The sequence below is a fragment of the Paenibacillus sp. RU5M genome (genome assembly GCF_900221055.1).
GTDB lineage: Bacteria > Bacillota > Bacilli > Paenibacillales > Paenibacillaceae > Paenibacillus > Paenibacillus marchantiae.
Map to the genome: position 1 here is coordinate 241,264 of NZ_OBQM01000009.1, position 13,044 is coordinate 254,307.

Annotated in this window: 14 protein-coding genes and 1 riboswitch; of the genes, 7 read left to right on the forward strand and 7 right to left on the reverse strand. The window is 45.2% G+C overall.

The genetic code is table 11. The features are described 5' to 3' along the window. The first annotated feature begins 246 nt into the window (after positions 1-246). The 3 genes from CRO25_RS24075 to CRO25_RS24085 all read left to right on the forward strand — a co-directional run bounded on the left by CRO25_RS24075 (position 247) and on the right by CRO25_RS24085 (position 2,869). Positions 247-474, forward strand: a complete 228-nt coding sequence (locus CRO25_RS24075) for a hypothetical protein (protein ID WP_072735535.1) — start codon at positions 247-249, stop codon at positions 472-474. Between the two features lie 417 nt (positions 475-891). Continuing rightward, the gene (locus CRO25_RS24080; protein ID WP_231952713.1) at positions 892-1,872 is read left to right on the forward strand and encodes a glycosyl hydrolase 53 family protein; all 981 of its coding nucleotides are present in this window, start codon (positions 892-894) and stop codon (positions 1,870-1,872) included. Between the two features lie 487 nt (positions 1,873-2,359). Further along, positions 2,360-2,869 (forward strand): hypothetical protein, encoded by a 510-nt coding sequence (locus CRO25_RS24085; RefSeq protein WP_064635715.1) that lies wholly within the window; start codon positions 2,360-2,362, stop codon positions 2,867-2,869. A gap of 96 nt (positions 2,870-2,965) precedes the next feature. On the opposite strand, the gene CRO25_RS24090 is transcribed toward CRO25_RS24085, so the two are convergent. Together CRO25_RS24090 and CRO25_RS24095 are read right to left on the reverse strand one after the other, a co-directional pair. Further along, a complete protein-coding gene (locus CRO25_RS24090) occupies positions 2,966-3,607 on the reverse strand; it encodes an NAD(P)-dependent oxidoreductase (RefSeq protein ID WP_079696673.1) in 642 nt (213 codons plus the stop codon). Between the two features lie 218 nt (positions 3,608-3,825). Next, positions 3,826-4,182 (reverse strand): iron-sulfur cluster assembly accessory protein, encoded by a 357-nt coding sequence (locus tag CRO25_RS24095; RefSeq protein ID WP_063566114.1) that lies wholly within the window; start codon positions 4,180-4,182, stop codon positions 3,826-3,828. 628 nt (positions 4,183-4,810) lie between these two features. Here CRO25_RS24095 and mqnE point away from each other — a divergent pair. Both mqnE and CRO25_RS24105 read left to right on the forward strand, forming a co-directional pair. Continuing rightward, positions 4,811-5,917 (forward strand): aminofutalosine synthase MqnE, encoded by a 1,107-nt coding sequence (mqnE, locus tag CRO25_RS24100; protein WP_063566115.1) that lies wholly within the window; start codon positions 4,811-4,813, stop codon positions 5,915-5,917. Between the two features lie 221 nt (positions 5,918-6,138). Next, positions 6,139-7,200: an NAD(P)/FAD-dependent oxidoreductase gene (locus CRO25_RS24105; protein ID WP_063566178.1), complete on the forward strand. Its 1,062-nt coding sequence runs from the start codon at positions 6,139-6,141 to the stop codon at positions 7,198-7,200. Here CRO25_RS24105 and CRO25_RS24110 read toward each other — a convergent pair. Then, positions 7,197-7,451, reverse strand: coding sequence for a YuzB family protein (locus CRO25_RS24110; RefSeq protein WP_063566116.1), 255 nt, complete (start codon positions 7,449-7,451; stop codon positions 7,197-7,199). The genes CRO25_RS24105 and CRO25_RS24110 overlap by 4 nt on opposite strands. Positions 7,452-7,531: 80 nt before the next feature. Here CRO25_RS24110 and CRO25_RS24115 point away from each other — a divergent pair, with 80 nt between their 5' ends. Then, positions 7,532-7,777: a NifU family protein gene (locus tag CRO25_RS24115; RefSeq protein WP_024632664.1), complete on the forward strand. Its 246-nt coding sequence runs from the start codon at positions 7,532-7,534 to the stop codon at positions 7,775-7,777. A gap of 68 nt (positions 7,778-7,845) precedes the next feature. Here CRO25_RS24115 and CRO25_RS24120 read toward each other — a convergent pair whose 3' ends face one another. Then, positions 7,846-8,625 carry an SDR family oxidoreductase gene (locus CRO25_RS24120; protein WP_072735488.1) on the reverse strand — a complete coding sequence of 260 codons (780 nt, stop codon included), beginning with the start codon at positions 8,623-8,625 and terminating at the stop codon, positions 7,846-7,848. A 324-nt stretch (positions 8,626-8,949) separates the two neighbouring features. Between CRO25_RS24120 and CRO25_RS24125 the strand changes: the two genes are divergently transcribed. Then, positions 8,950-9,948 (forward strand): DUF2167 domain-containing protein, encoded by a 999-nt coding sequence (locus tag CRO25_RS24125; RefSeq protein ID WP_072735489.1) that lies wholly within the window; start codon positions 8,950-8,952, stop codon positions 9,946-9,948. 185 nt (positions 9,949-10,133) lie between these two features. Here the strand turns inward: CRO25_RS24125 and CRO25_RS24130 are convergent, their stop codons facing one another. From CRO25_RS24130 to CRO25_RS24140, 3 genes are all read right to left on the reverse strand, one after another. Continuing rightward, positions 10,134-10,970, reverse strand: a complete 837-nt coding sequence (locus CRO25_RS24130; RefSeq protein ID WP_072735490.1) for a MetQ/NlpA family ABC transporter substrate-binding protein — start codon at positions 10,968-10,970, stop codon at positions 10,134-10,136. 79 nt (positions 10,971-11,049) lie between these two features. After that, a complete protein-coding gene (locus CRO25_RS24135) occupies positions 11,050-11,709 on the reverse strand; it encodes a methionine ABC transporter permease (RefSeq protein ID WP_072735491.1) in 660 nt (219 codons plus the stop codon). Further along, positions 11,710-12,744, reverse strand: coding sequence for a methionine ABC transporter ATP-binding protein (locus tag CRO25_RS24140; protein ID WP_079696674.1), 1,035 nt, complete (start codon positions 12,742-12,744; stop codon positions 11,710-11,712). A 127-nt stretch (positions 12,745-12,871) separates the two neighbouring features. Further along, positions 12,872-13,013: riboswitch (SAM riboswitch) on the reverse strand. Positions 13,014-13,044 lie beyond the last annotated feature (31 nt).

Consider the following 13,044-nt stretch of genomic DNA (forward strand, 5'->3'; position numbering starts at 1 on the left):
TCCTCTCCGTTCTCGTGTAAATGTTAGTTCAATTTTTATAGATGCTAATATAATTGTACTATTCGTGATTGGCTACAAGCGTCAGCGTAGTGTAAACGCTATGTAAAATTTATGTAAATGATACCTCATGACGATAACTTTTTCCATCCCTTTACAAAGAGCAGGAGACAGAGTAAAGTGATTTACAGTGTAAAATGTCCGGTTGCTGTCCACATTCTAAAATTGTTTTTGTTAAAGGAGTATATAATGAAATCGAATAAACCTAGAACGTTACAAAAAAATATAGAGTTTTTCACGGCTGCACTATCCCAATGCACGGTAACCGCATGGCAGGAAGATCCAGCTGGCGTATATTGTGAAGTTGGTCGCGGCATCGTAGAGCAGATCAGCGAAGACAGCGTGAGAATTCGCAACGATAACGGTACAAAGAGTCATTATGATCGGGATATCACGATGTTCCAAACCGAAAAATAAATTTTTCGTAAATATGAAAAAAAAGACTAGCTTTCCGTAAAAGAGTGATGTATACTCTTGGCACAAGGAAAGGAGGTGCGTCAACATATCCAATCACATGTTGAACGTGTCCCTTACCCGATCCACTAGCTCAAATTAACTGATTCTGGTGGAGGCGCGGGATACGGATCAAGGTTTCAAAAAGCGCCACGGGTAGAAAAGCCGTCTTCGGACGGCTTTTTGTTTTGTCTTTTTTGGGGAGAGGTTGAAAAAACAACCAAAATATTGGAAATGGACCCTATAGCTGAGTAAACAATGCTCGCTATAATTAGGTTGCAACTCAACCCATATTCGAGGAGGCATATTGTAATGTTCAAAAATGTAAGGGGTTTCAAAACATCCATCGCTCTGGTCTTTGTTTTGTTATTCACCTCCATTATGCTGCCCGCAGGCCAGCATGCCAGTGCAGCACCGAGCTTCGCCAAAGGAGCCGACATCAGTTGGGTGCCCGGGATGGAAGCGCAAGGCTACAAATGGAAAGACAAAAACGGCGTACAGCGTGATATTATTGATATTTTGAAAAATGATTACCAGATCAACTCCGTTCGTATTCGTGTCTTTGTTAATCCTTCGAACGATTATGGTAACGGTTACATGAACAAAGATCGTGCAGCTGCTCTGGCCCTGCGTGCCAAAAATGCAGGTATGAGTGTCATGCTGACCCTGCACTACAGTGATTCTTGGGCTGACCCGGGTCAACAAACGAAACCTGCAGCCTGGAAAAACTACACGTTCCAGCAGCTGATGGATGCTGTATGGAATCACACGCGTGAAGTTATGACGGCCATGCAGAGCAAAGGCGTAACCCCGGACTGGGTACAAATCGGTAACGAAACAAGCAACGGCATGTTATGGGAAGATGGAAAAGCATCCACCAACATGAAAAATTATGCGTGGCTGGTGAATACGGGCCATAATGCCGTAAAATCCATCAGCACCAGCACCAAAACAATCGTTCACTTGGCGGGCGGAGATGATAATGCCCTCTATGTATGGAATATCGGTGGTCTGATCGATAACGGTGCCAACTTTGACATGATTGCCATGTCCCTCTATCCTTCCGCTTCCGGCTGGAACACGGCTGTCACCAATGCTGTGAACAATGCCAAGGATCTGATCAACCGGTATGGCAAGGAGATTATCGTATCGGAAATCGGGATGGATAATACGCAACCAGCAGCCGGTAAAAGTTTTGTCGCAGCGATGAAAACGCAATTCCGCAACCTGCCAAACAGCAAAGGTAAAGGCGTATTCTATTGGGAGCCTGAAGCAACGCCGGGCTACAACGGTGGTTACAGCAAAGGTGCATGGCAGTCTAACGGCTTGCCGACCGTAATGTTGGAAGGATTTATCGACTAAACACGGGGATAAGTGACTGGTGAGCAGTAGGTGGCCGTTACGGGTACGGATCGTTCTTCTGATCGCTGTTATCCCCGGATTTTTTTGAATGTCCTATTTCATAGGACAAAATCCGGGGATAAAGGCGAACGCTACCGCTTCTTCAGAATCGATTCCGTTCCCTTCACTACGTTGGCTGCTTATGAGACACTTCTAAAATGTGTTAAGTAGGAATTTGGGGTAGTAAAAAGAAAAGCGCTATTTCCGTTGGGGAGTAGCGCCTTTTTTTGAGAGTTGTAGTGAGTTGTTTGGGTTGGATGCTTTAAGCTAGGCTAGGTGGTTTGCTTCTTCAACTCAGTTAGATCGAATTCGTTGAATTGGTTTCATTTTAATTAGGAACGCTTGATGAATCTGAACGTAAATAGTCTTATCGCTCATATACTTATATAATATAAGATATAGAATTCAGACAGCACATGTGCAACCTTATTTCAAAGGTGGGGAATATATGGGATTTTTAAAAGAACTGGGTCAGTTTGCTGGAGAAGTTACCGGAAAAGTACTCGGCGGCACTGTCCGAGTGGCTGGAGAACTTACAGGCAGTCCATTCATTAAAGAAATTGGTAATGGCGTAGAAAAAGCTACGATTAATACAGGGAAAACCGTAGGACAACTTGCCAGCGGTACATATGATATGGCGAGTGGTGTGATCAGAAAAGACAACACAACGTTAGACGCCGGACTTGCCGATATTGGAGGAGCTGTTTCCAATACAGCTAAAGGTGTAGTGGTATCAGCTAAGTATGTGTATAACGGTGGCAAAGATGTTGTTGTCGGCATGAAAGACGAGGACATGGAGAGAGTCAAGCTCGGGGCTAAGAATCTAATTGCCGCTGCGGCAGTCACTACATTGGCTGTAGGACTCGTTGAGGTTGTAGATGGTGTTGAAAGTATGGAGTCGGCAGAGTCCGTAGAATTGATAGAAAATCCAAATACAGATGACGTTACACCTTCCTAGCATCGAGGATTTTAGAGCTTCAACTTCATACGAAAAAAATGGACGCTAATCAGTATAATGATTGGCGTCCATTTTTCATCTTCAACTTCAATTCAATTACTTCGCTTCGCCTACAACCGTAAAGCGTTCGTTCTTATGCTGCGGGTTTTCGATCTCATCGACCAAAGCGATGGCATAATCAGCATAGCTGATGTAACTGTTTCCTTCGCTGTTCACCAGAATCAGATCTTTACCAGACTCGTACTTGCCTGTTCGTACACCCTCTGGATTAAAGAATCCCGCCGGGCTCAGGAACGTCCATTGGATACCTGAAGAAGCTTGCAGATCCTGCAAGTTTTTACCCTGGTTGGTCGCTGTTGCTTTGTATGCATCAGGGAATCCAGGGGAGTCTACAACACGCAAGGTTTGAGTTTCATCTGTGAACAGACTGCCTGCACCACCAACAACGATCAAACGAGTATTCGGCGCCTCTTTCAGAATGTTAATCAAGGCTTGTCCTGCTTCCACATGCAGATTCTCTTTACCGGCTGGAGCACCGAAAGCATTGACGATCACGTCGAATGATTTGGCATCCTCTGCCGTGAGGTCGAATACATCTTTTTCAAGTACGTTCAGACTTTTATCTTCCACTTTGGATGCATTACGAACGATCGCAGTCACTTCATGCCCTCTATCCAACGCTTCTTTCAAAATCAAATTCCCTGCTTTGCCTGTCGCGCCAATAATTCCAATCTTCATCATAATCTCTCCTTTGGTTAGGTTCTGTTAAATTTCATAATGTAACTATATTAGTTACAACATAACTTGTCAACTTCACCTCTCTATAAAAAAGCGTCCAGGTGCCCTCTTAATATGAACAACCAAAATACATACCAAACCACCACGCAAAAAAAAAAGACCTCCATAACGTGTTTAGTACAAGACTAATCCGCTATAGAGGCCGCAATTCACAAATATTAACAATCTTTATCCGGTACGCCTGCTTCTTCTCTCGTCCGGAAGGATGAGCCACAGCCGCATGTTGCCACTGCGTTCGGGTTGTGAATGGTGAAACCACCGGACATGCCGGATTCTTCAAAATCAATTTCCAGTCCATTCAAATATTTCAGGTTTTCCTTCTCTACAACAACCTTCATGTTCTGAATATCCATATAGAGGTCCTCATCGGACTCTTTATCGTCAAAGCCCATGGCGTACGAAAATCCGGTACAACCGCCCGGTGCTACGCCAAGACGCAAGAACATACCAGGTGTCTCTTGCTGCTCAAGCATTTCTTTCAATCTGTCTGCAGCCGTTTCGCTGATGCTAATCATGCCAGGTCACTCTCCTTTTTCATATATAATCATGTTCAAAAAGGGCGCTTTTCAGTACCAAGAAGATGGGATGAAGATAGAAATGGAGTAGCGGAGCGTAGGCAAAACTACGTGAGCAACGGACATTTCGGCTGAATCCCATATTCGACGCTGAGATGCCGCTAGGCATCCTTCGTAATCAAAGGCGTACTTTTTGAACAACCTTTCGTTAACTCTTCTTTAAATTATACTCCACCCCGTCAAGGGGCTCAAGTCATCTTTGCCTGTTTCCGCGTTCCCCCTTAACTCCTTTTTCTTCCCAGTGTATTGAACCCCCGGGACACGAGGTTTATAATGAGTAGGTGATCGCTTTGAAATGTCGATATTTTGTCATGACTTATTCAGGCGATGGTCATATATAGAGTTGTAATTTTTTTCACATTTCGAGACTGTACGCAGTCCCCAATGCATATAGAGTCACAAGACTCATTTTGATGAAAAATCAGCTTTACGTACGCAGCATAGGCTGCACCGGGTAAATAAGAGTTAGTCCATATAAGAAGCGGCAGATGACCGCATCTTTTCTATGTAGTTCTGTAAGTAAGTCCTACACACAACTCGATTCCGGTTAAGAATAGGAGGATACAAAATGTCTACATTGGTAACACCGTTCACAGACAAAAGAATGGCTGAAATCGTTGAGAAAGTGCAGAACGGCGTAAGGCTGACCGTAGAAGACGGCGTTTATCTGTATGAAACGGATGATCTGCTGACTTTGGGCCAACTGGCCAATGAGGCCAACCTGCGTAAGAATGGCAAGAAAGTTTATTTTATTGAAAACATGAGCCTTTATTTTACCAACGTATGCGAAGCCCACTGTGCTTTCTGTAACTTCCGCAAAGATCAGGGCGAAGATGGCTCTTACACGTTGTCCGGTCAAGAAATGATCGATTACGTAGAACAGCATATTCACCCAGGTGTACGCGAGTTCCATATTGTAGGCGGACATAACAACCATGTCCCTTTTCAATATTATGTCGATTCCTTGCGTGCTTTAAACGAGAAATATCCGGACGTTACGTTGAAAGCCTACACGGCTGCCGAGATTGATTTCTTCACCCGCATCAGCGGACTAAGCATCAAGGAAGTCCTACAAGAACTGCAAAAAGCAGGTCTGAAATCACTGACTGGTGGCGGCGCTGAGATCCTGTCCGATGAATACCGCAAAAAAATGCGTGTAAACAAAGCGAACGTTGACCGTTATCTGGAAGTGCACCGTACTGCTCATCATTTGGGCATGCGTACCCATACCACGATGCTTTATGGATCCATTGAGTCCTATGAGGATCGCGTGAACCATATGGTACAAATTCGTGAACTGCAAGATGAGACCAACGGATTCATGGTATTTATCCCGCTCTCCATGCAGCCGAAAAGCAAAAACGCCAGCATCATGCGTCGTAACTCCGCATACGAGGATCTCAAAACGATTGCGATCAGCCGTCTGATGCTGGATAACATCGATCATATCAAAGCATACTTCATCAACATCGGTCCACAGCTGACTCAAGTCGCCCTTGGATTCGGTGCTTCAGATGCACACGGAACTATCGTTCGCGAACGGATTAGTCATGCAGCAGGCGCACTAACGCCTGAAGGCCTCACCCGCAAAGAGCTTATATGGTTAATTAAGGGTGCTGGACGCATTCCGGTTGAACGTGATACGTTCTACAATGAAATTCAAGTGTACGAATAGCATGTAGTATGAGCATCATTCCCATAAGCGACTTTCATTCAACTCGGGAGCGTTTGGCATGGAGTGGTGCGGATTACTGAAACATATCTGTAATTTTAAATGCCCATTTTCAATCATTTCAAATCCAGATTAAAAAAACAGGAGCAGCTATGTTATTGCATAGCTGCTCCACAGGTTACAGCCCCGTTCACACGGGACTGATGCAGAAAGGAAGCCGAGTCATGAAAAATTTCGTCATTCTCGGAGGCGGCTACGGTGGCCTCACGATTATCAAGGAACTTCTGGAAGGAAAGATCCCGTCAGATACACAAATCGTGTTGGTGGACCGCAGTCCCTTCCAAGGATTGAAAACTGAATATTACGCACTCGCAGCAGGGACCGTATCCGATTATGACCTGCGTATCCAATTTCCAGTCAGCGACAAAGTCACTTATCGTTACGGAGAAGTAACTTCGATTGACTTGGAACAGCGTCAGATTGAATTTGAAGGACAGGACCCGTTGGAATATGACAAGCTCGTGATTGGGCTTGGATGTACAGACCGATTCCACAATACACCGGGAGCCGAGGAATATAGCTGTACGATTCAAAGCTTTAGCAAAACACGGGAAACCTACCTTCGTCTTAACGAAGTCAAAGCTTATGGTAACGTGCATATCGTCGGCGGTGGATTGAGCGGCGTCGAGATCGCTGCCGAGCTTCGTGAGAGCAGACCGGATCTGAACATCAGCATCCTGGACCGTGGTGAACGTGTATTATCCGCTTTTCCGCAGCGCTTGTCCGCTTATGTTCATGAATGGTTTGGTGAACATCAGGTCGAGACACGTGGGCATATTGCCATTTCCCGACTTGAACCGAACGCCATTTTCAACCGGGATGAAGAAATTCTGACGGATGCGGTAGTCTGGACTGCCGGCATTCAGCCCGTAAAAGTCGTACAGGATCTCGATGTGACCAAGGATCCACAAGGTCGTGTCGTACTGAACGAATATTATCAAATTCCAGAATATACCGATGTTTATGTAGTAGGTGACTGTGCCAGCGTTCCTTATGCACCAAGCGGTCAGGCTGCCGAAGTACAGGGTGAACAAATCGCCCATATTCAGCATGCCCTCTGGAAAGGCGAAAAGCCCAATCCGCAGCCACTCAAGCTTCGTGGCACACTCGGTGCACTCGGCAAGAAGGCTGGATTTGGGCTGATGGGCAAAACGTCCATGATGGGACGTGTGCCACGTATTCTAAAAAGCGGCGTGCTCTGGATGTCCAAGCGTCATCTCGGTTAATCGAGATCCAGCTCATCCCAGGCATCGGCTTCGGCAATTTTGGCCAATATAGCGTTATATAAATCCTCCACTTTGTCGGTGATGACAAGCTCGCCATTCACCAGTGCAAATGGAGTCATGTAACATTGGCCGCAGTTGCTGAGGCAGCCGTATTCTATCACATCATAGTCTGGATTTTCTTCCAGTTGATCCATGACTTCATCTGTGCCAAAATGCATATTATTGGCACAAAATTCAATAATCGGTCTCATGTAGGTTCACCTGCTTTGTTTGACCATTTTAATTTGTGGCCAATTGTAATATACTATAGTGAGGAAAGGAGTTGAAAAAAATGAGCGAAAACGCACAAAGCACCATGTATGATGAGGTATCTGAAGTGCTTGACAAACTTCGTCCGTTCCTGCAACGCGATGGCGGTGACGTGGAACTGGTCGACGTGGAGGACGGCATTATTAAGCTGAAACTGGTCGGTGCCTGCGGCAGCTGCCCAAGCTCCACCATTACCTTAAAAGCCGGGATTGAACGCGCCCTTCTCGAAGAAGTTGAGGGTGTTGAAGAAGTCGTACAAGTATTCTAATCAATCCTTCACGAAATAAACCTCAAGAGCCTTTCGCTTCACATGAAGCGGAGGGCTCTTTTTTTGTGCTATGCATCCTCACGCTGTATGTTAGGACGAATCGGGTCAAGTCCTCCAGATACATCCATAATGTTACCTGTTATAAAATCGGAATGATCCAGACACAGATAGGTAATCACCCGTGCAATATCTTCACCGCTTCCAGGACGTCCTCTCGGCGTTTCCTCGTCGGTTATACCTGCCATCTCATCAATCGTTTTCTCTTTGTTGGCACCGCGAATATCACCTGGACAGACCATATTAACCGTAATGCCGTAGGGAGCTTCCTCCACAGCAAGTGTCTTTGTAAATGAAACCAGACCTACCTTCGCAGCAGCATAAACCGCCCGATGAGGCCATGACCTCGCTTCTCCTGCATGACTGAAGCCAAAATGTATAATTCGTCCCCACTGCTTGCGCCGCATCTCCGGCAATACACGCTGATCCAGCAGCATCGGTCCAAGCAGATTTCCTTGCACAAGCATCTGAACCTCATCTTCGGAATACTCGGCAAACAGTCGACGTTCACGGACAAAAGGACCCGCGTTGTTCACGAGAATATCAATGCTGCCCAGTTTCTCTTCGACCTGAGCAACGAGCATAGTGATCTCTTCTGTCTTGGAAATATCGGCCTGAATGGCAATACACCGCACACCCTTGGCTATGATCTGAGTCTGTAACGCCTCAGCTTCCGTACGGCTATGTACGTAATTGAGAGCAATATGGCAACCCTGATCCGCCAGACTGAGAGCCGTCATTTTACCAAGACCTTTGGCACTTCCCGTTATGAGGGCAATCTTTCCCTTCACGTTCATCCCCCTCTTCAAAGAGCAGTCACTCATTCAGTATAAAAGATTTATCATCCCCCCACAACTCGTGTTTCCCACCAATCTGTACCATTTGCAAAAAAGTGTAAATTAAGGACTAAATACTTATCTTTCAAACCACTGAAATAAAATGAATTAGGTCTTTTGTAGGAAAATTAACCCTTTATCTCCAGAATTCCCTTGTCTGGTCTGGATGCCTATGTTAATGTCGATAAGTCCTTATTTTCTTATGAATATAACGACACAATACATATGTTCATGTAAATGACAACATTGCATGACACCTTCGAAAGGAATACAGCGTAAATGAAAAGATGGTTAGCCTCTCTACTCGCAATTTTGCTTATCGCCTCATTTCAAGCTCCATTCTCGACCACAGCATCTGCAGAAAGTGAAAGCAATAGCTCCACCGAAGATTATCAATGGATTGATGGGCCTTCAGACGTAGTCCTTGATAACAAAGCAACATTAAACGTAGCTGAAAATCTCTCCTATCTCGATGCAGCTAACACCCAAAGGTTCCTGGAAGACACGGACTCCTTCCCCAATGGAACGGAAATTGGAAGTATCTATGGCGCCGGCGAAAACTCCAACTGGTATGTTATCTTTGAATATAACGATACCGGTCATGTCGATGATAGTGAGAAAGACGATCTGGATGCCGATGAACTGCTCGATAGCTATAAAAGAGGTACAGAAGATCAAAATGAGAAAACAACACCCGAAAATCAATTGTTTATCACCGGATGGGAAATTGAGCCCACCTATGACAGCAGCAAACATCAATTGATCTATTCTCTTGGTCTTGAGGATGCAGAGCGGGAAAAACTCGTCAATTATAATGTGAATGTACTCACCCGCGAAGGATACATCGGTGTTATCCTCGTTACGGATAGTGCCAATTTTGAAGAAAATCGCAAACAGTTTGAAAGCTCCGTGCTTAACCAGCTCAACGTGATCAAAGGAAATACCTATGAAGAGTTTGATGCATCCGTAGACAAAAAATCAGAACTTGGCCTGACCAGTCTGATTCTCGGTGGTGCTGGTGTAGCTGTAGCTAAGAAAGTTGGATTATTGCTTTTACTTAAGAAAGGATGGTTTGTCATCGTGGCCGCTATTGTTGGTGCTTTCGGATGGATTCGTCGCAAGCTGACCGGCCGCAAAAAAGATGCTGACCCAGGAGATCAGAATTCGCTATCTCCTGCAGAGGAAGCTTACCAACAGCATGCTGCTGGACAGGAGTCCGCAGGCTCTGATAGCCAACAGACAGATGGACATTCAGATACTGATCCGAATAAACGTTAAGCTTATAAGTAAAGCACTTATAGTATTCCTACATCGAAGTGCTCTTACCTCAAAACGTTCTCTTTAACATGATGTACAAAACAGAAAGCCCTGCATTCTCCATAAAGAGAATGCAGGGCTTTCTTTAGTAGTTCCATAACAAGTGGAGCCGAGTATACAATATATTTTCAGCTTAATCGTTCAGCTTAAAACGCCGGTTCTACAGCACCTTGATAACGATCTTTGATGAATGTTTTAACCTCTTCGGAATGCAGGGCTGCAGCCAGTTTTTGGATGGCATCTGCATCTTTGTTATCTTCACGGGATACGAGAATGTTTGCATAAGGGTTACCTTGCAGGTCCTCGATCAACAGCGCATCCTTCTCTGGGTTCAGATTGGCTTCCAGCGCGTAGTTGGCGTTGATGAATACCAGATCTGCTTCATCCAGTTGACGAGGCATCATGGCTGCATCCAGCTCGATGATATTCAGGTTTTTCGGATTGGCTGTAATATCCTGAATCGTAGAAGTGATATTTGTGTTGTCTTTCAGCGTGATAAGTCCTTCTTTTGCAAGCAACAACAGTCCACGACCGCCGTTGGATGGGTCATTAGGAATGGCTACTTTTGCGCCGTCTTTCAACTCATCCAATGATTTGATTTTTTTGGAATAGCCAGCAAAAGGTTCAACATGCACAGGTGTTACAGCAACGAGATGGAAACCACGTTCTTTGTTCTCTGTATCCAGGTAAGGTTGGTGTTGGAAAAAGTTCGCATCCAGTTGTTTATCTTCAAGCTGTTGGTTCGGTTGAACATAGTCATTGAAAGTCACGATTTGCAAGCGAATGCCTTCAGCTTCGAGTTCAGGCTTGATGCTTTCCAAAATTTCTGCATGTGGTGTAGGGGATGCTCCCACTTTCAATTCTACGGTGCGCGGTGCGCCTCCAGCATTATCAGCGCCGCTGTCGGAATCCTTGTTGTTTCCGCAAGCCGCTAGAACCGCAATCAGCATAATACTAAGTAGAGCAAAAGACCATTTTTTCATGTGTAAAACCCCTTCTCCAATAAATTTTTTTGCATTTTGCCCCAAATCGATACCGAATCAGGTAAATGCTATATATGTGTTATTTCCTGGTGAACCATTTAACCAAACGATCGCCAGCCATCTGAAGCACTTGCACCAGAATGATCATAAATACAACGGATATAATCATAATTTCATTCTGATAGCGGAAGTATCCGTAGTTGATTGCCAATGTTCCCAGACCTCCACCACCAACCATCCCCGCCATCGCCGTGTAGGAAACTAAGGTAACGATTGTAATGGTGATACCAGCTATCAGACCCGGCAATGCCTCTGGCAGAAGCACACGCCGTACAATCTGTCCGGTTGAAGCTCCCATCGCCTGTGCGGCTTCAATGACGCCACGATCCACTTCACGCAGTGTAGTTTCCACCAACCGGGCAAAGTATGGAGCTGCGGCAATGACGAGTGGTGGTATAACGCCCAGTACTCCTGTAGCAGTGCCAACCAGTGAACGCGTAAACGGAATGAGTGCAACAATCAAAATGATAAATGGCACTGATCGCAGAATATTTACAATAAACGATAGTATCGTGTACACCACTTGAGATTGAATCGAAGTCGACCTTGCCGTCATAAACAGCAATACGCCTAGCGGCAAACCAATGATTATCGTGAATAGGCCCGATGCTCCGAGGATTTGCAGTGTTTCAATTGAAGCCTTACCGATTTCTTCCCAACGCACTGTTGAAAAATCCATTTAACGAAGCACCTCCACATCAAGTCCCTGATCCACTAATTCTTTAATGGTGAGATTGATCTCATCTGACTGCCCCTCAAACCGAACGGTCAGCTGTCCATAGGGAACTTGTTTGATCGTTGAAATGGTGCCTTGCAAAATGGCGAAATCCACTCCGGTTTTGCGAACCGTTCTGGACAAAATCGCCTCATAGGTTTTATTGCCCAAGAAGGATATTTTCACAAGCTTAGAAGCTCCGTTCGTCTGTAATGAGACATCTGCACTCGCCAGAGCAGTCTCTTCTAATGCAATTCCCACCTCATGGTCTCGCATCATAAAATCACGCGTAATGGCATGCTGCGGCTTGAGGAACACTTCCGTCACTGGCCCTTGCTCCACGATGCCTCCCTGATGGATAACCGCCACCTGATCACAGATATTCTGGATCACGTGCATCTCATGGGTGATTAGAACAATCGTGAGGTTATACTTTTCATTGATATCCAGCAATAACTTCAGAATCGAATCAGTTGTCTGGGGATCAAGTGCCGATGTGGCCTCATCACACAGTAGCACGTTCGGATCACTCGCGAGCGCTCTCGCAATACCTACCCTTTGCTTCTGTCCGCCTGACAGCTGGGCCGGATATTTATTGCTGTGGTCCTCCAGTCCAACCAATGCGAGCATTTCCTTCACTTTTCGATCAATTGCAGCCTTGGGCGTATTAACGAGCTTTAAAGGAAAAGCCACATTGTCATATACCGTAGCTGAGGATAACAGATTAAAGTGTTGAAAAATCATGCCGACCTTACGCCGTTGTTGTTGCAAATCGGACTTATTGAGATCGGTTAGGTTGATTCCATCAACCCATACCTCGCCTGCTGTGGGGCGTTCGAGCAAATTGATACAACGGATCAATGTACTCTTGCCTGCACCGGAATGACCGATAACTCCGAATATTTCACCCTTGCGGATATTCAAATTTAGTTCCGATAAGGCCGTCGTACTTTTTGAACCTTTACCGTACTTCTTGGTTAAACCTTTTAATTCAATCAAAATTACTGCTCCTTCCCACTGCCTACATGTATCTTTACCCGAATGAAAGGAAAACTCCCCTTCATCGTACAAAAAAAGAGCCCCTTTTGCAGAAACAAAAAGGGCTCTTCACGTGAAAGATTATACCTTCTCATCTGCCAAAATCGTGCCTTGCACCATTTTGTAGGAATTAGCACCTAACATCTATAAAGTATGACACAGCTGTCATGCAGTTATAAATCGGTTGCCGGGCTTCATCGGGCCTGTCCCTCCGCCGCTCTCGATAAGAAATATTTAATTTATAAGTTCAGTAGTAGTTAT